The sequence below is a fragment of the Photobacterium damselae genome (assembly GCF_003026815.1).
Classification (GTDB): domain Bacteria; phylum Pseudomonadota; class Gammaproteobacteria; order Enterobacterales; family Vibrionaceae; genus Photobacterium; species Photobacterium damselae.
Genome location: NZ_PYOG01000020.1, coordinates 58,115 through 80,104 on the forward strand (window position 1 = coordinate 58,115; position 21,990 = coordinate 80,104).

Consider the following 21,990-nt stretch of genomic DNA (forward strand, 5'->3'; position numbering starts at 1 on the left):
CATGAGTGTCGTGGTTTATGCTCCTGCATCTATCGGTAATGTCAGTGTTGGGTTCGATGTACTCGGGGCTGCTGTTTCTCCCATTGATGGCACTCTATTGGGTGATAGAGTGGCTGTAACTGAGGGGGAACAGCCATTTGCATTACATTGTGTTGGGCGCTTTGTTGATAAATTACCGCAGCAAGCAACGGATAATATTGTTTATCGCTGTTGGCAAGTGTTTGCTCGTGAACTGGATAAACGAAATCTAGTTTTACTTCCCGTAACTGTGACACTTGAGAAAAATATGCCAATTGGTTCAGGGTTGGGATCCAGTGCTTGCTCTATTGTGGCTGCATTGGATGCGTTAAATCAGTTCCATGGTAACCCGCTCGATCAAGAAGCGTTGTTAGCGTTAATGGGGGAGATGGAAGGGGAGATATCAGGCAGTCTGCACTATGATAATGTGGCTCCCTGTTATCTTGGCGGTCTGCAATTTATGGTAGAGAGCCAAGATATTATAAGTCAGAGTATTCCCTGTTTTGAACACTGGTATTGGGTTATGGCCTATCCTGGTATTACGGTTTCAACAGCAGAAGCGCGAGCTATTTTACCAGCACAATATCGGCGCCAAGATGTGATTGCTCATGGCAGACACTTAGCCGGTTTTATCCATGGTTGTTATTCGGGACAAGCGAAATTAGCAGCCAGTATGATCAAAGATGTGGTTGCAGAACCTTATCGAGAGCGTTTGCTCCCTGGGTTTAGTCAAGCCCGGGAATACGCTTTGAGTGCCGGAGCGCTTGCTTGTGGTATATCTGGGTCCGGTCCCACACTGTTTAGCATTTGTGACGATATTGAGGTTGCTCAACGAGTTGCTAAGTGGTTACAAGAACATTATGTGCAAAATGAACAAGGATTTGTCCATGTTTGTCGGCTTGATAAGCAAGGCTCAAAAATGACAGGAAGTGATTTATAAATGAAATTAGTGAATTTAAAAGAACCTCAGCAGCAGGTTTCTTTCTCGTATGCAGTACAAAATGGACTTGGTCGACAGCAGGGGCTTTTCTTTCCAGATACATTGCCGATTTTTGATGATATTGACGCATTACTTGAACTCGATTTTGTCACTCGCAGTAGTAAGATTTTATCTGCCTTTATTGGTGAGGAATTATCTTCACAGCAGGTAAGTCAATTGGTTGATGCCGCTTTTCAATTCTCAGCTCCAATTACTAAGGTCAGTGACAATACCTATGCCCTAGAGCTCTTTCATGGTCCAACCTTAGCGTTTAAAGATTTTGGCGGTCGTTTTATGGCGCAGTCTTTGGCTGCTGTGACGGGGGATGATGGCAAGATTACTATTTTAACGGCCACTTCTGGGGATACTGGTGCGGCTGTTGCTCATGCATTTTATGGTATGGACAACATCCAAGTAGTGATTTTGTATCCGAAAGGCAAAATCAGTCCATTACAAGAAAAGCTATTTTGTACGCTAGGTAAAAACATTACAACGGTGGCGATAGATGGCACCTTTGATGATTGCCAAGCATTAGTGAAACAAGCATTTGATGATCCAACTCTGCGAGCCGATATCGGGCTTAACTCTGCTAATTCCATTAATATTAGTCGATTGTTGGCTCAGGTCTGTTATTACTTTGAAGCGGTCGCACAATTACCTCTAACTGAGCGCCAAGAGCTGGTGATTTCAGTGCCAAGTGGTAATTTTGGTAATTTGACGGCTGGATTATTAGCTAAAGCTATAGGGCTTCCCGTTAAACGCTTTATTGCTGCTACTAACGTCAATGATACGGTCCCCCGTTATTTGCAAACAGGAATTTGGCAGCCTAAAACAACCATACCAACGATTTCTAATGCAATGGATGTGAGTCAGCCAAATAACTGGCCGCGGATTGAAGCGCTATGCCAACAGCAAGGTTGGGGACTGGAAACTTTAGGTTATGGTGCGGTTACTGATCAGCAAAGTGCGGAAACCTTGCATCAATTACAGCAATTAGGCTATCTGTGTGAGCCTCATGGAGCGATTGCATATCGAGTGTTAAATGAGCAGTTGCAGCCAGGAGAAACAGGCCTCTTTTTATGTACGGCACATCCAGCTAAGTTTAAAGAAGTTGTTGATGATATCCTAGCGATAGATATACCACTACCAGAACCACTAGCAAAACATAATGTATTACCTTTGCTCTCTCTTGAGCGTGGTAATGATTTTGCTGACATTGCGGCAATTTTATATTCCGTCCAGCCTGAGAAAAAAGAGTAGGGTAGATGTAAAATTCAAGTGTAGAGAGGTCGATTTGGCTTCTCTATTTTTGATTAATACTTTTTATCAATGGCATAAAAAAGACATAAAAAAACGGCACCTAATGAAAGGTGCCGTTTCTATTTATATTAGCGCAATCTTAGTAATGCGCTTTCAACTAACAAATATTATAGGCTGTTAGTGAAAGTACGAGAGATAACGTCGCGCTGCTGTTCTGGAGTTAGAGAGTTAAAGCGTACAGCATAACCAGATACACGGATAGTTAGCTGTGGGTATAGTTCAGGGTGCTTAACTGCTTCTTCTAGAGTTTCGCGCTTAAGAACGTTTACGTTTAGGTGCTGACCGCCTTCAATCTTAGCTGGAGCTTCGATTGCTAGTTCGCGGTACTCGATGTCACCTAGGTCTGCTGCAGGAACTACTTGATCTGCTTCGAAACCAGCAGCTGCTACTACACAACGCGCTTCATTTGTTTCGCTATCTAGGATCCAGATAGTATTTAGTAGTGCTTCGTTAGCTGCTTTAGTAATTTGAATACCAGTGATCATGACTTTTTCTCCACAGGGATGTTGTTAATTTTTTCAATTTTTGTCTTGAGCTACGTATTATATAACCGTAAGTGTGGTTTCACGTATTGATATAGATCAATTTACCACAAAAAACATTAAAATCAATAGGGCTATTTCTTTGCGTTAAATCAAATTAAGTGCATTTTTACTAGCCTTCAATGAATGTTATATTCTTTAAAAAATAATTTATAAGTATAAATGTAGTAAATTTACTACATTTTACAGGTGGATAATGGGGCGTATTACGGAGAAAGAGGGACTTATTTCGTGATTATGTTGTAATTCTTGTTATAAAAAAACATGTCTAAAAGTGTGATTCTTGTCACATATAAAAAGAGGTGAAAATGAAATTAATTGGAGCTCATGTCTCTGCCGCTGGTGGTGTCTATAATGCACCGCTTAATGCACATAATATTGGTGCTAATGCTTTTGCGCTATTTACGAAAAATCAACGCCAGTGGATTGCTAAACCCTTAGAGCAATCTGCAATAACGGCATTTAAAGCGCGCTGTCAGCAATACGGATTCCATCCTGAGGCAATCTTACCTCACGATTCTTACTTGATTAATTTGGGTTCCCCTGATGCAGAGAAACTTGAAAAGTCACGTAATGCTTTTATTGATGAAATGGATCGTTGCCAACAATTAGGGCTGCATCTATTGAATTTTCATCCCGGTAGCCATTTAAAGAAAATCTCTGAGAGTGACTGTCTTGCTTTGATCGCAGAATCAATCAATATGGCACATCAAGCAGTACCAAATGTGGTGGCTGTGATTGAAAATACAGCAGGGCAAGGTTCGAACTTGGGCTGGCGTTTTGAGCACTTAGCAGAAATTATTGCGCAAGTTGAAGATAAAACCCGAGTTGGCGTATGTATTGATACTTGCCACACTTTTGCCGCTGGATACGATTTACGTACCGAGCAAGCAACAGAACAGACCTTTGCTGAATTTGACCAAATTGTTGGTATGCACTACTTACGAGGTATGCATTTAAATGACTCGAAAGGAAAGTTAGGTAGTCATTTAGATCGTCACAACAGTTTAGGGGTAGGGGAAATTGGTTGGGATTGCTTCCGTTATTTAATGCAAGATCCGCGTTTTGATAATATTCCTTTGGTCCTTGAAACAATTGATCCCGATATTTGGCAGCAAGAAATTGCTAAGTTACGTAGCTTTTGTAACTGATCTAAGCACGGTAGAATAGGGCGATAAACAGACTTAATTGATGGAGATAGCTCGGTGCAATCTTGGCAAAATTTTTTACAACAGCAGCAACAACAAGAATATTTTGAGCAGATTCAAAGCTATGTTGCTAATGCACGTCAGCAAGGCAAAGTGGTGTATCCGCCAGAAGAAGATGTTTTTAGTGCTTTCACCGCCACTCCTTTAGATCAGGTTAAAGTCGTTATTTTAGGCCAAGACCCTTATCACGGCCCAGACCAAGCCCATGGCTTAAGTTTCTCCGTAAAACCTGGGGTAAAAACGCCACCGTCTTTAGCGAATATGTATAAAGAGCTAGCAACGGATATTGATGGTTTTACTATTCCTGAGCATGGTTATTTACAATCTTGGGCAGAGCAAGGGGTATTGTTACTTAATACAGTACTAACGGTTGAGCAAGGTAACGCTCACTCCCATGCTAAGATCGGCTGGGAGACGTTTACTGATAAAGTGATTGAACATATCGATCAAGAATGTGAAGGCGTTATCTTCTTGCTATGGGGCACGCACGCACAGAAAAAAGGTAAGAAGATCAATACTCAGAAACACCATGTCTTGAAATCAGCTCACCCGTCTCCACTTTCTGCTTATCGTGGTTTCTTTGGTTGTCAGCATTTTTCGCAAACCAATACATTACTGCAAGCGATGAATAAAACTCCGATTACTTGGCAAGTTTAGTCTTTTATCGTGATTTGTGTGGATAAAATATAATCAGGATCATGCCATGACAGGCGACTTTTAGCTATATTCTATGGGTTCAGGAAGAACTCAAGGGCAAGGAGTCGCTATGTTAGATAGAATTCATATAGAGCACGGAAATATCAACCTGTTGCTAGAGATATTATTGCAAAAAGCACGTTTGGTTGAGGATGGGGGGAAAATTGATTATCACCTTATTCAAGATATTATCCATTATTTGCAATACCAAGCCGATCGTTATCATCATCCGAAAGAAGATATTCTTTATCATTACTACCTTGCTCATTATGGTGAAAATCAGTCGATTAAAAACTTAGAGCAAGAACATATAGAATTGACCCAACTTACTGCTGAGTTTGCTGATATTGTGGATATGATTCTGCTTGATTCGGTTATTCCACAAGAAATTTTTTTGCAGAAATTACATAATTTTGCCATGCGTCAAAAAGCACATTTACAGTTAGAAGAGCGAGAAATTTTTCCGCTGCTACGTCGTGATTTTTCACCTTATGACTGGCGCTGCGTGAGTGAGCAGTATCAAGATGATATTGATGATCCACTGTTTGGGCGTAAAGTTGCCGATCGCTATCGTAATTTACATAATTACATCGATATTTGATGGTAGAAAACGAAAGATACGCCTTCGATGCTGCTTTGAAGGCGTGTCTTAAATTGTTGCGAGGTTAATAATCCAAATCATCAAGAGAGTAATCGTGGAGCAGATCCATCTCTTGTAGCTCTTTTCTCAATCTTTGACGATCTTTCAAGGCTTCTATCTCACGCCACTTACGCTTTTCTGGCTTACTGCGTGAACGACGTGGAGCAGGTTCAAAATCCATATAATCATCAAATGCATAGCTATCCATATAGCACCTCTATCCTACAACAGGGTGAGTCTTTCACCACCGCAATTAAATATCATATAACTGAGCAAAATAGAATCGATGTGTTTCATCTTTGTTATGAACAAATTAAGCTTTTTTGACTTTGCTCTCACTTCAATAGGGGGCTGTTCACTTTAGCTGCAATTTATTGGTTGATATTTGATGCATATGAAAAATTTATTGCGATTAACAAAGGAAATATCTAGAGATTAAAACAATGTTTTAAACATGATGTGCGGTAAATTGGGCCTTTACATATTTAGCCTATAAATTAGAACTAATTGCTTGTTTTCAAAAATAAACCAATCTTCCTTATGATGGCGTAAACGGTTGCAATTAAGAGGGGTAGTATTATCGTTGCTGTATTATTTATGCCGTTTTATTGCTGTCTGGTTCATCTGTTTGCATATTGATTTTTGTTGGTAAAATCAGCATGATCAGCGTCCATCTGCAGTTCTAACTTCCAATGAATTGCAAATATTGGCTGAAATAATTGGGGTTATTTCACCAAATTCTAATAACAACAAAAGCGGAGTGATAACGGTCACTTTGAGTTGTTGCAACAACATGTAGTCATTTGCTATTCACTGCTTGTAGTTGGGTTTTTTATTCAATCCACTTCTATAATCATGACATAACAGTAACAAGCAGCGTATGACATTAATTTGCCATTAAGGCTCAGTTTTGCGTTTTATCCGATGCGACTTGTACGTATTGGAGGAGCGCTTTTTGAATGTATAAGGGGTGTTTGTGACAAGCCAGATTAATTTTTTAAACGATCTGCTATGGGGCTCTGTACTCATCTACATCCTAATTGGTGTGGGAATCTATTTTACTTATCGTCTTGGTTTTATTCAGTTTCGTCACTTTGGACATATGTTCCAAGTTATGAAAAATAGCCGCAAGTCGGATCCATCTGGTATCTCCTCTTTTCAAGCACTTTGTACCAGTTTGGCCGCTCGTGTTGGCACCGGAAATATGGCCGGAGTTGCGGTTGCTTTGACGTTAGGTGGTCCTGGCGCGGTATTTTGGATGTGGTTAATTGCGATGCTAGGTATGGCAACAGCCTTTGCTGAAAGTACACTAGCTCAGTTATATAAAACCCGTGATGATGATGGTAACTACCGTGGTGGTCCTGCCTACTATATGGAAAAAGGCTTAGGGATGCGCTGGATGGGAATTGTGTTCTCCATCTTCTTGATTATTGCTTTCGGCCTAGTTTTTAACTCTGTTCAAGCCAACTCTATTACTCAAGCGATGCACGTTGCCTTTGGTTGGAATCCTCTGTATGTCGGGTTAGTTCTGGTTGTAATGACAGGTGTTATTATCTTTGGTGGTTTGCGAGCGATTGCACGTACAGCCGAGATTTTAGTCCCTGCGATGGCTCTGTGTTATCTTGCCATCGCCCTATTTATCATGTTTGCCAATATCGAAAAATTACCCGATGTTATTATGATGATCATCAGTAATGCTTTTGGTTTTGGTGAAGCGGCATCGGGTGCTCTTGGCTATACTATCGCACAAGGTATGATCAATGGACTTAAACGCGGCCTGTTTTCTAATGAGGCAGGTATGGGTTCTGCGCCTAATGCTGCTGCATCGGCAACGCCATATCCACCACATCCTGCCTCTCAAGGCTATGTGCAGATGTTAGGTGTTTTTATGGATACCATTGTTATCTGTTCGGCAACGGTTGCGATTATTTTAATGTCTGGCGAATATGTCCCTCATGGTGACGTCACAGGTATTCAATTGACTCAGCAAGCTCTGAGTTCTCAGGTGGGCGATTGGGGAGCAATATTTATTGCTGTTGCGATATTCTTCTTTGCCTTTACTTCGCTAGTTGCTAACTATTCTTATGCAGAAACCAATCTGATTTTCTTAGAGCATAACCATAAGATGGGTCTGAACATTTTCCGTGTTGTGGTGTTAGGTATGGTGATGTTTGGTGCATTAGCTGATCTACCAACGGTCTGGGCAATGGCTGATGTGTCGATGGGTATGATGGCTTTGATCAACTTAGTTGCCATTGTGCTGTTATCTGGCACTGTGGTGAAATTAGCAAAAGACTACAATCACCAACTGGCTCAAGGGAAAGTCCCTACGTTTGATAGTAATGACTATCCTGAGTTACATGCCCAACTAGAAGAAGGTATTTGGGATCAGAGTAAATCTTAATCCTTGATGTTGTTATCTTTTACCTATTAGAACAATACTTAAAGCCATGCAGCAGTGCGTGGCTTTTTTTGTTTAACCTGATAGTCTTATATCCAAGTGGATCCAAAAGACCAATTCTAATAATAAATAACCAAGATTGGTGTAACTGTCAGAATTCAAGGGATAAAAAATATGTTAATTGTTGTTTCTCCAGCAAAGACACTCGACTATGAATCACCATTGGTGACCGAACAATATACGTTGCCTGAGCTAACAGAGCACTCTCAGCAGTTAATTGAGGTATGTCGTGAGTTAACGCCGATGGATATTGCTCGTTTGATGAAAGTGAGCGATAAGATTGCAGGACTTAATGCTGCTCGTTTTGCTGAGTGGGTCCCTACATTTACGCCTGAAAATGCCCGACCTGCAATGTTTGCCTTTAAAGGTGATGTGTATACAGGTCTTGCCGCAGAAACGATGACTGATGAGCAGATAGCGTATGCTCAGCAACATTTTCGTATGTTATCGGGCCTGTATGGCTTATTGCGTCCATTGGATTTAATGCAACCTTACCGTTTAGAGATGGGAACTAAGCTTGAAAACCCGCGCGGAGCAAACCTATATCAATTTTGGGGTAACATTATTACAGATAAGGTCAATCTGGCTCTGGCGGAGCAAGGAGACGATATTTTAGTAAACTTGGCCTCTAATGAGTACTTTAAATCGGTTAAGCCTAAGCAGGTAAAAGGAACCATTATTACCCCAGTCTTTAAAGATGCTAAAAAAGGGCAATACAAAGTGATTAGCTTTTATGCCAAAAAAGCTCGCGGTTTGATGGCTCGTTATATTATTGATAACCAAATAGATTCAATTGAAAAACTGAAGGAGTTTGATGCGGCAGGATATTATTTTGTCGCAGCAGAATCGACCGCAACAGAGTTGGTATTTAAACGCGAAGAGCAATAAAAATACTCAGGGTTTAGTTGAGTAAGCATTGATAAAAAAAGCGGGAATATTGATATTCCCGCTTTTTGGTTATTTGATTATTAAGAAATAAAATCTAAATTACGCTGTTTTAGGCGCTGTTTTAGGCGCTGTTTTAGGCGCTGTTTTAGGCGCTGTTTTCTTAGTTGCCTTTTTCGCAACTTTTTTCGCTTTCGCCTTTTTCTTTTTCGCTAGTTCAGCTTTGGCTTTTTTATCTAGATTTTTCGGTTTTTTCTTCTTAACCGTTGCCGCTTTCTTAGTTGCAGGGCGTAGACCTTCAACAAAGCGCTCTGGCACTTCTTCTTTAATGTAACGACAAACACGTTCCATCATTGCTTGGTCATGTGCTTCAACAAGCGAGATCGCACTACCTTTTTTACCAGCACGTGCAGTACGACCAATACGGTGTAGATACACATCTGCAGTACGTGGCATGTCAAAGTTAATTACATGGCTAACATCAGGTAAATCGATACCACGAGCGGCAACGTCAGTTGCGATCATTACGTTAATCACACCTTCGCGGAAACGGCGAATAGTGTTACTACGTGCAGCCTGTGCCATTTCACCTTGGATCCAGCAACACTTGATCTGACGAGTCTCTAATTGACCACGCAGTTCAGCAAGACGCTCACGGGTTTTCACAAAGATAATGGTACGTTCAGCATCGTTACGAAGTAGGTGCTCAAGAATTGCTAACTTGTGCTCCATGTTGTCACAACGGTGATAAACCTGATGGATTTTCTTACGCTCACGACGTGATGGCTCTGCGTTTACTTCTAGCGGCTCATTTAAGATGTGCTGCGAGAATTCACGAACACCTTTACCTTCTAATGTTGCAGAGAACAATAGGCTCTGTTGACGCCAGCGACACTCTTTATTAATGCGCTCAACAATCTTACCAAAGCCCATATCTAGCATACGGTCAGCTTCATCTAGGATCAGACATTCGATAGCACGACAATCAAAGCGCTCTGCTTCAATGTATTCCATCAAACGGCCTGGAGTTGCAACCACGATATCTTGGGTTTTACCTAGCAGTTCTGCGTGTTCATCGTAAGAGATACCACCTGTAATCGTAAAGATCTTCAGATCGGTGTATTTCGCTAGCGCACGAGCATGATCTGCAACCTGAATCGCAAGCTCACGTGTTGGGGTTAAGACTAAAACACGAGCAGGACCTGGCTTACGGCGCGGAAAGTCCATTAGGTGTTGAATCATAGGAAGAAGAAACGCAGCGGTCTTTCCGGTTCCTGTTGGTGCAGACGCCATGACATCTTTACCGTCAAGGGCGTGAGGGATAGCCTGTGCCTGTACCACGGTTGGGCGGCTGTAACCGATCTCTTCAATCGCGCGTAGCAGTTCGCTATCTAACTCTAATTCGGAAAAGTCTCTCACCAGTTATGTCTCCTAAGACTTTAAAACAGTATGATCTTTGACTCATTAAGGATAGCCAAAGTTTAAGGGGCGGCATTATATACCCAAGTAACCTCAAGATGCGAGGTTCAGCGAGAATAATTTGGTTTACAGGCAAGGCAACGATTTGAAGATCTAGTGGCTCTAAATTAAAAGTCATTATCCCCAAATTGAGGCAAGTTGCAGCCAGCTTTAAGATAAAAGCATATTACATATTCAGGTAGAAAGATTGTGTCAAAGCAATAAATTCCGCGGAATAGCCATTTCCATCGTGAATACAAAGTGTTGTCTCTTCACAATTTCGGTTTTCACTGGCGGTAAATGCCATTAATAAACGAAAGATTGGTTTTTTGGCTGTAGATTGCACCCGACAGAGTCGACAACAAGATAAGCCATAATCGGCCGCAGCTTTAATCAGTTGTTCGCCTTCGTAAGTGGGCAAAATTAGGCTTGCTTGACCGTTATCAGCCAGTAAATGTTTAAGCGCTTGGAGTAACGCACTATGGCTTAATGTATCGGTATGACGAGCTTGTGCCCGTTGCCCTCGCTGAGCCTGCTGACCAAAATTGAAATAAGGTGGATTACAGACAATAGAACCAAATGTTTGCTTAGAAATAGTTGGAAACCAATGAATTAAGTTGGCTTCAATACATGAAAGGCGTGCTGACCAAGGTGAGTGACCAAAGTTATCCTTAGCCACCAGAGCTGCGGTTGGATCCAACTCTATTGCCGTAATGGAAGCGTCACCGGTTCGCTGTGCTGCCATTAATGCCAGTAGACCACTCCCTGTTCCAATATCTAAGATTGGCTGTGTTTGCTCGAGTTTGGCCCAGGCTCCTAACAAAATGCCATCGGTGCTAACGGGCATACCACATCCACCATGGTTTACATGAAATTGTTTAAGAGTAAATCCGCTGCTCATTGTGCTGTCTCATCACGTTATTTTTGTCAAAACCACAATATCCATATGGATTTTGCGTCAGAAAGGGAACAAATACTTTAGCTTGTGTTGTTTAAAAAATGTTAAATAGATATTAATTCTGTTTGTTATATTTCTGAAAACCCATGTAATCCAGACTATAGCTCTGAAATGATTTTCTGATTTGGAAGTTAATTCTAGTTTTTTAATCTTTACACTTTAGATTATGGTGTTTTTCACTACCCTGTTGCTTATCGAACTCTTTTTAGTCATTATGCTGAGAGATGTGTCACAACCAGTAATATCTAAATTGTGACATAGACTAAATAATTACAAAACAGACACAACAACATTAATGATTAAGAGTGGAAGGTGCAGTTTGAAAAGATCACTCAAAGCAACGGACATCTTTGCGTTAGGCTTTATGACTTTCGCATTCTTTTTAGGTGCAGGTAATATCATTTTTCCACCGCTAGCTGGATTGCAAGCGGGTGAACATATGGGATCTGCAATGTTTGGCTTCTTAGTAACGGCGGTAGGTTTACCTCTAATTGGTATTATTGCTGTTGCGCTTGCTGGTGGTGGATGGAAAGGGTTAACCCGCGATCTTCCTCCATTTGTTGCAACCCTGATGGCAGTGCTGATCTTCATTATTATCGGTCCCGCTTTTGCAGCGCCGCGTACAGGTCTTGTAGCATATGAGATGGCAGTAAAACCGTTTCTAGGTGCCGATGCTGGCCAAACAAGTTTGACAGTTTTCTCGGTTATTTTCTTTGCTGTCGCACTGTTTTTTGCGTGGTCGCGAGGCAAACTGATCGACATGATCGGTAAGTTCTTAACGCCAGCATTATTTGCGGTACTAGCCATTCTTGCGATTGCGGTTTTTGTTAACCCTCAAGGTGCTATTGAAGCAGCTCAAGCAGATTATGTGACTCAGCCATTTACTAAAGGTTTCCTTGAAGGTTATAACACCATGGATACTTTTGCCGCGCTGATGTTTGGCATGCTGATTGTCGATGTGATCCGCAGTAAAGGCATTACTGATGAGAAAGAGACTTGTACTTATCTTATCTATGCCGGTTTGATTGCTGCCGCTGGTTTAGCATTTGTTTATGTTTCTCTATTCTACCTTGGTGCAACCAGCTCGACTGTTGCAGGTGGTGCAGCAAATGGTGGTGAAATTCTAACTGCGTATGTTCAGGCACTATTTGGTTCAACAGGGCAAATTATTCTGTCTGCCATTGTGTTACTAGCATGTTTGACTACAGCTATCGGTCTAATTAGTGCATGTTCGGATTACTTCAGCTCATTAACTAAGCTTTCTTATGAGAAGTGGGCGGTCATTTTAGCGGTAATCTGTGCTGTTGTTGCCAATGTTGGTCTAAATCAGCTGATTACATTATCGATTCCAGTACTGTTTGCTCTATATCCGGTGGCTATTGCATTAGTTGCGTTAACTTTTGTCCGTCGCTGGTTACCAAATCCTGCACTGGCTTATCGTGTAGTGCTTGCAGTTTCTCTACTGTTTAGCTTAATCGATGTGGCTAAGTATCTTGGTTTTGATATGTCGGCACTGAATGTTCTACCTCTGTATGACTATGGTATGGCATGGGTTCTACCAACCTTTATCGCCTTAGTCGTGACTCGTTTTATCGGTGGTAACGGTGCTGAGCATCAAACTCGAACGGTTTAGTAAAAAGTCATAAGCACAATAAAAACGGGATGCAGTTAGGCATCCCGTTTTTTGTTCTGGATTCTTAATCAGAGTTAGCTTAGAGCTTCTGCATACTCAGCCATAATTTGGCCGCACCAAGTGGTGATACGCTCATCGCTAAGTTCATATTGACTGTCTTCATCAAGAGCCAGCCCTACAAAGAACTCTCCATCGTCTGTCAATGCTTTAGAAGCGGTAAACTGATAGTTCTCGTCATTAGGCCAATAACCGATGACATTAACCCCGGTTGGTAATAGCTTATCATGCAGCATTCCCATCGCATCAAGATACCACTCGGTATAACCTTCTTGATCACCTAGGCCAAACAGTGCAATGGTTTTGCCGTTAAGGTCTAAACCATCTAATTGTTGCCATACCGCTTCCCAGTCTTCTTGTAGTTCACCAAAATCCCAGGTTGAAATACCTAAAATCAACAGATCAAATGAGTTCATCTCACTAATAGGTGTCTCTTTGATATTAAAGACGGAGACAAGATCGTGGCCAAGACAGTCACGAATTTTTTCTGCTGCCATTTCGGTGTAGCAGGTTGTTGAGCCATAAAATAAGCCGATTTTCATACTGAGATCCTATGGGCATGCTGATCGATTGGTCTGATACCAATTCCATTATTATTCGCCGATCTTTGCTTGTTGCGATCGCATTGGCAAGTTACTTTTGCGATTAAATCGACTACTATAGGAAAAATACTGTGTTTATATCCATGTGTTTGGGTTTGATATAAGAGGTTTCTGTGGAAAACGACGACGTTGTTATTGAGCGTTTTTTAGATGCAATGTGGATGGAGCGAGGGCTATCTGAGAATACACTTGCCTCTTATCGTAATGATTTAACCAAGCTAATGATGTGGATGAAAGAGCATAAGTTGGTATTAGAGTCGATATCGGCTGACGATTTACAACGTTACCAACAGTGGCTATTTGACCAAGATTATAAACAAACATCTCGTGCACGGATGGTGTCAGCTATCCGTCGTGTATTCCAATATCTTCACCGCGAAAAAATACGTGTCGATGATCCTAGTGCGATGTTAATTAGCCCGAAATTACCTAAACGTCTGCCAAAAGATATCAGTGAAGCTCAGGTCGATGCGTTATTAGATGCGCCAAATGTCGATGATCCTATTGAGCTACGAGATAAAGCCATGTTGGAATTGTTGTACGCAACGGGTCTTCGTGTTACTGAGTTAGTTAGCCTGACGATGGAAAATATCAGTTTGCGTCAAGGTGTGGTTCGTGTTGTCGGTAAAGGGGATAAAGAACGTTTAGTACCGATGGGAGAAAACGCCGTAGATTGGATTGAACAGTTTCTTGCTCAAGGACGTCCTATGTTGTTGGGGGAGAAAAGTTCAGATGTGGTTTTCCCAAGTAAACGTGCCCAACAAATGACACGGCAGACATTTTGGCACCGTATTAAACATTATGCGGTACTAGCAGGAATTGACGCTGATACATTGTCACCCCACGTAATGCGCCATGCTTTTGCAACGCATTTGCTCAATTATGGTGCTGATCTACGTGTGGTACAGATGTTGCTTGGTCATAGTGATTTATCTACAACTCAAATTTATACTCATGTTGCAACGGAGCGCTTGAAGCAATTACATGAACAGCATCACCCGCGTGGTTGATAAATTGAATATGCTATTGTGATGATAGTATTGGCGAAATGAATAACGATCGATTATTCTCCAGTTTCGCAAAATGAGTTTGAAATTATCACTGCTTTCTGTGGTCTTAATTGAAATTTTTGCACTTTAGTGCGGTCTTATTGACCACTGTTTATTTAAAAAGGATGTATTGCATGCACATTATCGGCCGGACCCTACTGGCAACTGTTATCGCAGCGACTGCATTTTCTGCTTCTGCTGCGCCAAATAAAGCGGCAATTACTAAAAAGTTGAGCGCGATTGGTTTAGTGCCAACAGAAATTACGGCCTCTCAGGTAGCAGGCCTAAATGAGGTTGTCACTGAGCGTGGTATTGTTTACACCTCAGATGACGGTAATTATTTCATTGTTGGTCATCTTTATGACAACCAAGCTGCTCAGCCTGTTAATGTGACAGAGCAGAAAATGGCTAAGATCAATAAAGATAAGCTACAAGGAATGGAAGATGAGATGATCATCTATCCTGCTAAGAATCAAAAGCATGTCATTACAGTTTTCACTGATACAACTTGTGGTTACTGCCGTAAACTACACAATGAAATGCAAGCATATAACGACAAAGGCATTACTGTTCGTTATTTAGCATTCCCTCGTGGCGGTGAGCAGTCAGGCAACTTTATGCAAATGGCTCAGATTTGGGGTGCAAAAGATCGAGCAAAAGCGATGGATGATGCAAAAAATGGCTCATTTGATCCAAAAGGCATTACTCCACGTACCGATCTAATTAAAAAGCATTATGAGCTAGGTGTGGCAATGGGTGTGAATGGTACACCTGCAATTGTACTAGAAGATGGCACTATGATTCCTGGTTACCAGCCAGCGGCATCACTAAGCCAGATGCTGGATGCACAACAGAGCAAAAAGTAATTTGTAGTAATATTGATAGAAGCCCAGCAGCTTAACTGTTGGGCTTTTTTATTACTGGTAGACCAAGTAAGATGGCGAGATAAAGATTAAAAAGAAGTTTGCTCATGATTGAAATAAAACGCCGACCAGAAGCGGATATTTCTGGCTTTTCCGATGCTATTCCAGCCCGATTAAAACGTATTTATGCCAGCCGTGGGATTACCCATGATGGTGAGTTAGAGCGTGGAGCTAAAGGCTTGTTGAGCTATAACCAACTCCATGGTATGGCTCAAGCGGTGGATTTATTAGAGCAAGCTTTACGTAATAATCAACGTATTATTATCGTAAGCGATTTTGATGCTGATGGGGCAACCAGTTCTGCGCTATCGGTGCTCGCCTTTAAGATGCTTGGCTGCCAAAACGTAGATTATTTGGTACCAAACCGCTTTGATGATGGTTATGGATTAAGTCCTGAAGTGGTGGATCAAGCGCTGGCGAAAGGCGTTGAAGTGATCATGACCGTTGATAATGGTGTGTCTTCACTGTCTGGAGTTGCTTACGCAAAAGAGAAAGGCTTAACGGTTGTTGTGACCGATCACCACCTGCCTGGCGATATACTGCCTAATGCCGACGCAATTGTTAACCCTAACTTAAATGAGTGTGGTTTTCCTTCTAAAGCATTGTGCGGAGTGGGGGTTGCGTTTTATCTGATGTTGGCTCTTCGAGCTCAGTTACGAGCAACCGATTGGTTTACGCAACAAAATATTCCTGAGCCAAACTTAGCTGAATTACTCGATTTAGTTGCATTAGGTACCGTTGCCGATGTGGTTGCACTGGATGGTAATAACCGTATTTTAGTCCATCAAGGCCTACAACGTATTCGTGCTGGTCGTTGTCGCCCAGGTATTCAAGCTTTAATTGAAGTTGCTAATCGCGATCCGCAAAAGATAGTGACCAGCGATCTTGGTTTTGCTTTAGGTCCTCGAATTAATGCCGCAGGTCGTCTTGATGATATGGCTTTTGGTGTTGAGCTACTCTTATGTGACAACATTCAATCTGCTCGTCGTATGGCTACCGAACTTGATGGGTTAAATCAAACCCGTAAAGAGATTGAACAAGGCATGAAAGAGGAAGCGCTAGCCATTTGTGAGCGACTAAAATTTAGTGCCAACGATATGCCTTATGGCTTAGTGCTGTTTCAAAAAGATTGGCACCAAGGGGTGATAGGCATTTTAGCATCGCGGATTAAAGAAAAATTTCATCGTCCAGTGATCTGTTTTGCCGATGCGGGTAATGAGCAAATCAAAGGTTCATGCCGTTCCATTCCTGGGTTACATATGCGTGATGTGTTGGATCTTATTGATACACAAAACCCAGGCATGATCGCTAAGTTTGGTGGACATGCAATGGCAGCGGGTTTAACAATAGATACCAAGCAATTGGATGCCTTTAGTCGCGCCTTTGATCAAGCGGTGCGTAATGAATTGGGCGAAGATGAGCTAAAAGGTGTATTGCTCACCGACGGTGAATTGGAAGCCAATGAATTTAATTTAGATACCGCAGAAATGTTACGTGCAGGCGGGCCGTGGGGACAGCAATTTCCGGAACCGACATTTGATGGAACGTTTCGATTGCTTCATCAAAAACTGGTTGGCGGTAAGCATCTTAAAATGATGGTTGAGCCGCTACATGGTGGCAGTGTTATTGATGCGATCGCTTTTAACGTGGATCTTAAACGCTGGCCCGACGCCTCAGTTCAGCAAGTTGAGTTAGTTTATCGACTCGATATTAATGAATTTCGCGGTAATCGCAGTGTGCAATTAATGATTGAGCATTTAGCGGCAAAATAAGACTTCATCTCTTAATCTCAACTTAGAGTGGCGAAAAAAGCCTGAATTATCGCCACTCTCGTAATAATTTTCCGATTCCTATCTCTCCCCCCTGTATATTCTATCTACAATTCGATAGAATCCTGCGGTTATGTCCATTTCGACGATGATGAGTGGCAATGTTCGAGATTAATCCTATTAAAAACCGTCTAGCGGACGTATCAGCACGTACTGATGTCCTTAGGGGGTATCTTTGACTATGATGCTAAGAAAGAGCGTCTAGAAGAAGTCAATGCAGAATTAGAGCAACCTGATGTATGGAATGAGCCTGAACGTGCACAAGCGTTAGGTAAAGAGCGTGCATCACTTGAAGCGGTTGTTGAAACCATCGATCAACTAGATCAAGGCGTTGATGACGTTGAAGGTCTACTTGAGCTTGCAGTAGAAGCAGAAGATCAAGAAACGTTTGACGAAATTGAACCAGAGCTAGCTGAGCTTGAAGCGAAACTGGCTAAGCTTGAATTCCGTCGTATGTTCTCTGGCGATCATGATGGTTCCGATTGTTACCTAGACCTACAAGCAGGCTCTGGCGGTACTGAAGCGCAAGACTGGACATCTATGATGTTACGTATGTACTTGCGTTGGGCCGATGCTAAGGGCTTTAAGACTGAAGTTATTGAAGTGTCTGAAGGTGACGTCGCAGGTCTAAAATCTGCAACAATTCGTATCAGTGGCGAGTACGCTTATGGTTGGTTACGTACAGAAACTGGTGTTCACCGTTTAGTTCGTAAATCCCCATTTGATTCAGGTGGCCGTCGTCATACCTCGTTTGCATCTGCCTTCGTATATCCAGAAGTGGATGACAATATTGATATCGATATCAATCCATCTGATCTACGTATTGACGTATACCGCGCCTCTGGTGCTGGTGGTCAGCACGTAAACACCACCGAATCTGCGGTACGTATTACTCACATACCGACTAATACCGTGGTGCAGTGTCAGAATGACCGTTCGCAGCATAAAAACAAAGATCAAGCAATGAAGCAGTTAAAAGCGAAGCTGTTTGAACTTGAAATGCAAAAGCAAAATGCTGAAAAACAAGCGAACGAAGACTCTAAGTCTGATATCGGTTGGGGTAGTCAAATCCGTTCTTATGTTCTGGATGACTCTCGAATTAAAGATTTACGTACTGGGGTGGAAAATCGTAACACCCAAGCAGTACTAGACGGCGATTTAGACCGTTTCATTGAAGCCAGCCTGAAATCAGGTCTCTAACCCGATTTGCGGTTAAAAATTAAGGGTAACCTATGACTGATCAAGTACAAGATGAGAATAAGCTAATTGCTGAACGTCGTGCGAAGCTAGATATGATTCGTAAAGATTGCAAAGCAAACGGCCACCCGAACGATTTCCGTCGCGATAGCCTAGCGGCAGACCTGCAGGCTAAATTCGGCGAAATGACTAAAGAAGAGCTAGAAGAAGCTAAGCAAGTAGTTGCTATCGCTGGTCGTATTATGGCTAAGCGTGGTCCATTCCTAGCGATTCAAGATGTAACGGGTCGTATTCAAGCTTACGCATCTAAAGATGTACAAAAAGAGCTGAAAGACAAATATTCAGGTCTAGATATCGGTGACATCATCGGTATTAAAGGTGAGCTTCACAAATCAGGTAAAGGCGATCTTTATGTAAATATGGATCAATACGAGCTGCTAACTAAAGCACTTCGTCCACTACCAGAGAAGTTCCACGGTCTAACTGACCAAGAAATGCGTTACCGTCAGCGTTACGTTGACCTAATCGTAAATGACGATTCTCGCAAAGCGTTTAAGATCCGCTCTCAAGTGGTATCGGCAATCCGTAGCTTCATGGTAACTAAAGGCTTCATGGAAGTAGAAACTCCTATGATGCACGTGATCCCAGGTGGTGCAACGGCTCGTCCATTTATCACTCACCACAACGCGTTAGATATCGATATGTACCTACGTGTTGCACCAGAGCTTTACCTTAAGCGTCTAGTGGTTGGTGGTTTTGAGCGCGTATTCGAAATCAACCGTAACTTCCGTAACGAAGGTCTATCTCCTCGTCATAACCCAGAATTCACTATGATGGAATTCTATATGGCGTACGCTGATTACCGTGACCTTATGGATCTAACTGAAGAGATGCTAAGCAGCATTGCTATCGAAGTTCTAGGTTCATCTAAGATGCCTTACGGTGATTTTGAAGTGGAATTTGCAGGCCCTTACACTCGTATGAGCATGCTAGACGCTATCAAACACTACAACCCAGATCACGCAGAAATCCAAGCGCTAACTTATGAAGGCGTAGCGGATCGTGAACTTATGGTTAAGATTGCAAAATCTGTACACGTTGATGTGGAAGATTTCTGGACTTGTGGTCAGCTTCTTGAAGAGATCTTTGGTGAAACTGCAGAGCCTCAACTAATGCAACCTACGTTCATTACTGAGTACCCAGCAGACATTTCTCCTCTTGCTCGTCGTAACGATGAAAACCCATTCATTACAGACCGTTTTGAATTCTTCATCGGCGGCCGTGAAGTAGCAAATGGTTTCTCTGAGCTGAATGATGCGCAAGACCAAGACCAGCGCTTTAAAGCTCAGGTTGATGCAAAAGATGCAGGTGATGACGAAGCAATGTACTACGATGCTGACTACATCACAGCACTTGAGCACGGTTTACCGCCAACAGCAGGTCAGGGTATCGGTATCGACCGTCTAGTTATGCTATTTACTAATACGCATACTATTCGTGACGTTATTTTATTCCCAGCAATGCGCCCACAAGCATAAATTGATTGTGTGAATAAATCTAAGCCACCGTTTTTGACGGTGGTTTTTTTTTATCGATTGAAATATAAATATGGGTATGTTGTATAAAAGACAGTAAAGGGTAAGGTCATTGCGAACATCATTTAGGTTTGAGTCTGACGTCAGTCATCTTTTTGTCTTTGGTTCTATCGAATCCTCTTGTTTAACGGCACTAGAGCAGAGTGAGTGGCAGTGCCATTTTTGTCACGATATGCGAATGGCTGAATCCGTATTACTGGAATTAGGCCCATGCATAGGTTTAGTCGATTTAAGCCAATCATATTTTAGCTTGCACAGTTTTGCCTCGTTGCTGAATCGTCATAAGCAAGTTCGTTGGATTGCTTTGATTGATGAAAAACAACTGAATAATGAAGCCGTATGCCAGTTTATCGTGAATTTTTGCTTTGATTATTTTTCACTACCGATTCCGATACCTCAGTTATTAACAACAATAGGTCATCAATGCGGAATGTTGGCTCTTGAGCGATATGTTTGGCCTGAATTGCGACAGTTAGGGCAAATAGGGCTTCAGGGTGATAGTGCGGTTATGCGTAAATTACAGAATCAGGTTACCCGAACGGCATTATCTGATTTACCCGTCTTTATTCAGGGAGAAATTGGTACTGGAAAAGAGTTAGTCGCTCAAGCCATTCATCGTGGCTCTATTCGGGCTAAATATCCGTTTATCCGGGTCAATTGTCGTGAACTGTTAGCCGGTTGGAATATAGAAACAGCTGATGGTGTTAAAAATTGTTTAATGGCCGCACAGGGTGGGGTGTTATTTCTTGATGATATAGTCCACTTATCGTTAGAGCATCAGGCTCAATTATTACAGATTTTAGAGCTTGGGTATTATCAGAATTCAGATCAAGAGCGTTTATTTATTGATATTCGAATGATGGCTTCAACCACGGTTTCTCATCAAGAGTTGCTTGTATCTGGCAAGCTAATGACAGAACTATATTATCGATTAAATATTGTTTCTATCACGGTTCCACCACTTCGCGAGCGCGGTGATGATATAGTGAGTTTAGCGCGTCTATTGTTGTTGCAATACTCGCGTCAATATAATGGAGTCGCTCAATGTTTCAGCGATGATGCTCTCAATGCTTTACGTCAATATCCATGGCCAGGTAACGTGCGCGAATTAGTCAGTAAGCTTAAACGGGTCGCATTACTGGCAGATCATCAATGTGTTGGTTCTGAGTTACTTGAATTGCCAGGGTCACAAGAGGATACACATAGCCTAAAACAGGCAAGAGCCGATTCAGATAGAGCCGCCGTTATCAAAGTATTAGAAAATAATCATAACCAAATCACAGCATCAGCAAGAGAATTAGGTATCTCGCGAGCAACTATGTATCGTCTTCTGAAAAAATACGATTTGCATCCCAATAAAAATAAATAAGTATCGCCCGTATCTTATACCTAAAAGGTTTTAATATACGGGCTAGGATATTGCTCTCTTTGTGATTAAATTGGGCGAACTTTTGTGCTAATAGAAACCGCTGGAATAGGGAACCACAAATCATAAGCCCAGTTATACGCATAGGTATAGAAGAAATAGAAGATCACTAATCCCAAATCCATGATCAAAGCCTGCCACAATGTGATATCCAAAAACCACGCCATGACGGGTAATGTTAACCATAACAAGCTGATTTCAAAGCACACCGCATGAATAACTCTGTGCTTAAAGGTTTTTTCTAATCCGCCTGTAAAGCGTAGCATACCTTTATCAAACAGAATGTTATAAACAAAGTTCCAGCCTGTTGTGAATAAAGAGAAGCCAAGGCCTAAAATTCCAATCTTATGTACTTCCATGCTACTAAATAGACTAAAGCCAAGTATGATCAGTGTAAGAGCAATCACTTCAAAACCAATGGCATGACGAATTCGATCCAATGTAGTACGCATTTTTAACCCTTATTTGTCTATTGTTGACGTTCTGATGGTTATTTTAGGTATAAAATAGATAA

At 41.8% G+C, this 21,990-nt stretch carries 20 protein-coding genes; 14 read left to right on the plus strand and 6 right to left on the minus strand.

From position 1 onward, the window contains the following. Position 1: 1 nt before the first annotated feature. Positions 2-958, plus strand: coding sequence for a homoserine kinase (gene thrB, locus CTN07_RS15750; RefSeq protein WP_005301266.1), 957 nt, complete (start codon positions 2-4; stop codon positions 956-958). Further along, complete coding sequence (thrC, locus tag CTN07_RS15755) at positions 959-2,257, plus strand: threonine synthase (RefSeq protein ID WP_005301265.1); 1,299 nt, start codon at positions 959-961, stop codon at positions 2,255-2,257. It abuts the gene before it with no gap. Between the two features lie 167 nt (positions 2,258-2,424). Here thrC and grcA read toward each other — a convergent pair whose 3' ends face one another. Then, on the minus strand, positions 2,425-2,802 hold the full coding sequence (gene grcA, locus CTN07_RS15760) for an autonomous glycyl radical cofactor GrcA (RefSeq protein ID WP_005301264.1): 378 nt from the start codon (positions 2,800-2,802) through the stop codon (positions 2,425-2,427). 365 nt (positions 2,803-3,167) lie between these two features. Here grcA and nfo point away from each other — a divergent pair, with 365 nt between their 5' ends. From nfo to CTN07_RS15775, 3 genes are all read left to right on the plus strand, one after another. Beyond that, a complete protein-coding gene (gene nfo / locus CTN07_RS15765; RefSeq protein WP_005301263.1) occupies positions 3,168-4,010 on the plus strand; it encodes a deoxyribonuclease IV in 843 nt (280 codons plus the stop codon). A gap of 54 nt (positions 4,011-4,064) precedes the next feature. Beyond that, positions 4,065-4,724, plus strand: coding sequence for a uracil-DNA glycosylase (gene ung / locus CTN07_RS15770; RefSeq protein ID WP_005301262.1), 660 nt, complete (start codon positions 4,065-4,067; stop codon positions 4,722-4,724). 109 nt (positions 4,725-4,833) lie between these two features. Then, positions 4,834-5,364 carry a hemerythrin domain-containing protein gene (locus tag CTN07_RS15775; RefSeq protein ID WP_005301261.1) on the plus strand — a complete coding sequence of 177 codons (531 nt, stop codon included), beginning with the start codon at positions 4,834-4,836 and terminating at the stop codon, positions 5,362-5,364. A 64-nt stretch (positions 5,365-5,428) separates the two neighbouring features. Here CTN07_RS15775 and CTN07_RS15780 read toward each other — a convergent pair whose 3' ends face one another. Next, the gene (locus tag CTN07_RS15780; RefSeq protein ID WP_005301258.1) at positions 5,429-5,611 is read right to left on the minus strand and encodes a DUF3545 family protein; all 183 of its coding nucleotides are present in this window, start codon (positions 5,609-5,611) and stop codon (positions 5,429-5,431) included. 768 nt (positions 5,612-6,379) lie between these two features. Here CTN07_RS15780 and CTN07_RS15785 point away from each other — a divergent pair. Next, positions 6,380-7,807, plus strand: coding sequence for an alanine/glycine:cation symporter family protein (locus CTN07_RS15785; protein ID WP_005301256.1), 1,428 nt, complete (start codon positions 6,380-6,382; stop codon positions 7,805-7,807). A gap of 171 nt (positions 7,808-7,978) precedes the next feature. After that, positions 7,979-8,752 carry a peroxide stress protein YaaA gene (yaaA, locus tag CTN07_RS15790; RefSeq protein WP_005301254.1) on the plus strand — a complete coding sequence of 258 codons (774 nt, stop codon included), beginning with the start codon at positions 7,979-7,981 and terminating at the stop codon, positions 8,750-8,752. Positions 8,753-8,851: 99 nt separating this feature from the next. Here the strand turns inward: yaaA and srmB are convergent, their stop codons facing one another. Further along, positions 8,852-10,171: an ATP-dependent RNA helicase SrmB gene (gene srmB / locus CTN07_RS15795; RefSeq protein WP_171027776.1), complete on the minus strand. Its 1,320-nt coding sequence runs from the start codon at positions 10,169-10,171 to the stop codon at positions 8,852-8,854. Between the two features lie 223 nt (positions 10,172-10,394). Further along, a complete protein-coding gene (locus tag CTN07_RS15800) occupies positions 10,395-11,108 on the minus strand; it encodes a tRNA1(Val) (adenine(37)-N6)-methyltransferase (RefSeq protein ID WP_005301249.1) in 714 nt (237 codons plus the stop codon). Between the two features lie 376 nt (positions 11,109-11,484). Here CTN07_RS15800 and brnQ point away from each other — a divergent pair, with 376 nt between their 5' ends. Continuing rightward, on the plus strand, positions 11,485-12,798 hold the full coding sequence (brnQ, locus tag CTN07_RS15805) for a branched-chain amino acid transport system II carrier protein (protein ID WP_036764412.1): 1,314 nt from the start codon (positions 11,485-11,487) through the stop codon (positions 12,796-12,798). Positions 12,799-12,872: 74 nt separating this feature from the next. Here brnQ and fldB read toward each other — a convergent pair whose 3' ends face one another. Next, a complete protein-coding gene (gene fldB / locus CTN07_RS15810) occupies positions 12,873-13,397 on the minus strand; it encodes a flavodoxin FldB (RefSeq protein ID WP_005301243.1) in 525 nt (174 codons plus the stop codon). A gap of 173 nt (positions 13,398-13,570) precedes the next feature. Here fldB and xerD point away from each other — a divergent pair, with 173 nt between their 5' ends. From xerD to CTN07_RS15840, 6 genes are all read left to right on the plus strand, one after another. Beyond that, complete coding sequence (gene xerD / locus CTN07_RS15815) at positions 13,571-14,467, plus strand: site-specific tyrosine recombinase XerD (protein ID WP_005301242.1); 897 nt, start codon at positions 13,571-13,573, stop codon at positions 14,465-14,467. Positions 14,468-14,640: 173 nt separating this feature from the next. Next, positions 14,641-15,372, plus strand: a complete 732-nt coding sequence (gene dsbC / locus CTN07_RS15820; protein ID WP_005301241.1) for a bifunctional protein-disulfide isomerase/oxidoreductase DsbC — start codon at positions 14,641-14,643, stop codon at positions 15,370-15,372. Between the two features lie 104 nt (positions 15,373-15,476). After that, complete coding sequence (gene recJ / locus CTN07_RS15825) at positions 15,477-17,201, plus strand: single-stranded-DNA-specific exonuclease RecJ (RefSeq protein ID WP_005301240.1); 1,725 nt, start codon at positions 15,477-15,479, stop codon at positions 17,199-17,201. 158 nt (positions 17,202-17,359) lie between these two features. After that, a protein-coding gene (gene prfB / locus CTN07_RS15830) for a peptide chain release factor 2 (protein ID WP_099050445.1) occupies positions 17,360-18,458 on the plus strand; the annotation gives its coding sequence in 2 pieces (ribosomal slippage) (positions 17,360-17,434 and positions 17,436-18,458; 1,098 coding nt in all). A gap of 32 nt (positions 18,459-18,490) precedes the next feature. Next, entirely contained in the window at positions 18,491-19,993 is a 1,503-nt protein-coding gene (lysS, locus tag CTN07_RS15835) for a lysine--tRNA ligase (RefSeq protein WP_005301238.1), read from the plus strand. Between the two features lie 109 nt (positions 19,994-20,102). Then, positions 20,103-21,419 carry a sigma-54 dependent transcriptional regulator gene (locus CTN07_RS15840; RefSeq protein WP_005301236.1) on the plus strand — a complete coding sequence of 439 codons (1,317 nt, stop codon included), beginning with the start codon at positions 20,103-20,105 and terminating at the stop codon, positions 21,417-21,419. Positions 21,420-21,484: 65 nt separating this feature from the next. Here CTN07_RS15840 and CTN07_RS15845 read toward each other — a convergent pair whose 3' ends face one another. Beyond that, positions 21,485-21,928 carry a PACE efflux transporter gene (locus tag CTN07_RS15845; RefSeq protein ID WP_036764411.1) on the minus strand — a complete coding sequence of 148 codons (444 nt, stop codon included), beginning with the start codon at positions 21,926-21,928 and terminating at the stop codon, positions 21,485-21,487. Positions 21,929-21,990: the final 62 nt, after the last annotated feature.

Bases quoted from the DNA above. Each gene is read 5' to 3' on its own strand.
- thrB (WP_005301266.1), top strand. From the start codon at position 2: ATGAGTGTCGTGGTTTATGCTCCTGCATCTATCGGTAATGTCAGTGTT.
- thrC (WP_005301265.1), top strand. From the start codon at position 959: ATGAAATTAGTGAATTTAAAAGAACCTCAGCAGCAGGTTTCTTTCTCG.
- grcA (WP_005301264.1), bottom strand. From the start codon at position 2,802: ATGATCACTGGTATTCAAATTACTAAAGCAGCTAACGAAGCACTACTA.
- nfo (WP_005301263.1), top strand. From the start codon at position 3,168: ATGAAATTAATTGGAGCTCATGTCTCTGCCGCTGGTGGTGTCTATAAT.
- CTN07_RS15775 (WP_005301261.1), top strand. From the start codon at position 4,834: ATGTTAGATAGAATTCATATAGAGCACGGAAATATCAACCTGTTGCTA.
- CTN07_RS15780 (WP_005301258.1), bottom strand. From the start codon at position 5,611: ATGGATAGCTATGCATTTGATGATTATATGGATTTTGAACCTGCTCCA.
- yaaA (WP_005301254.1), top strand. From the start codon at position 7,979: ATGTTAATTGTTGTTTCTCCAGCAAAGACACTCGACTATGAATCACCA.
- CTN07_RS15800 (WP_005301249.1), bottom strand. From the start codon at position 11,108: ATGAGCAGCGGATTTACTCTTAAACAATTTCATGTAAACCATGGTGGA.
- fldB (WP_005301243.1), bottom strand. From the start codon at position 13,397: ATGAAAATCGGCTTATTTTATGGCTCAACAACCTGCTACACCGAAATG.
- dsbC (WP_005301241.1), top strand. From the start codon at position 14,641: ATGCACATTATCGGCCGGACCCTACTGGCAACTGTTATCGCAGCGACT.
- recJ (WP_005301240.1), top strand. From the start codon at position 15,477: ATGATTGAAATAAAACGCCGACCAGAAGCGGATATTTCTGGCTTTTCC.
- lysS (WP_005301238.1), top strand. From the start codon at position 18,491: ATGACTGATCAAGTACAAGATGAGAATAAGCTAATTGCTGAACGTCGT.
- CTN07_RS15845 (WP_036764411.1), bottom strand. From the start codon at position 21,928: ATGCGTACTACATTGGATCGAATTCGTCATGCCATTGGTTTTGAAGTG.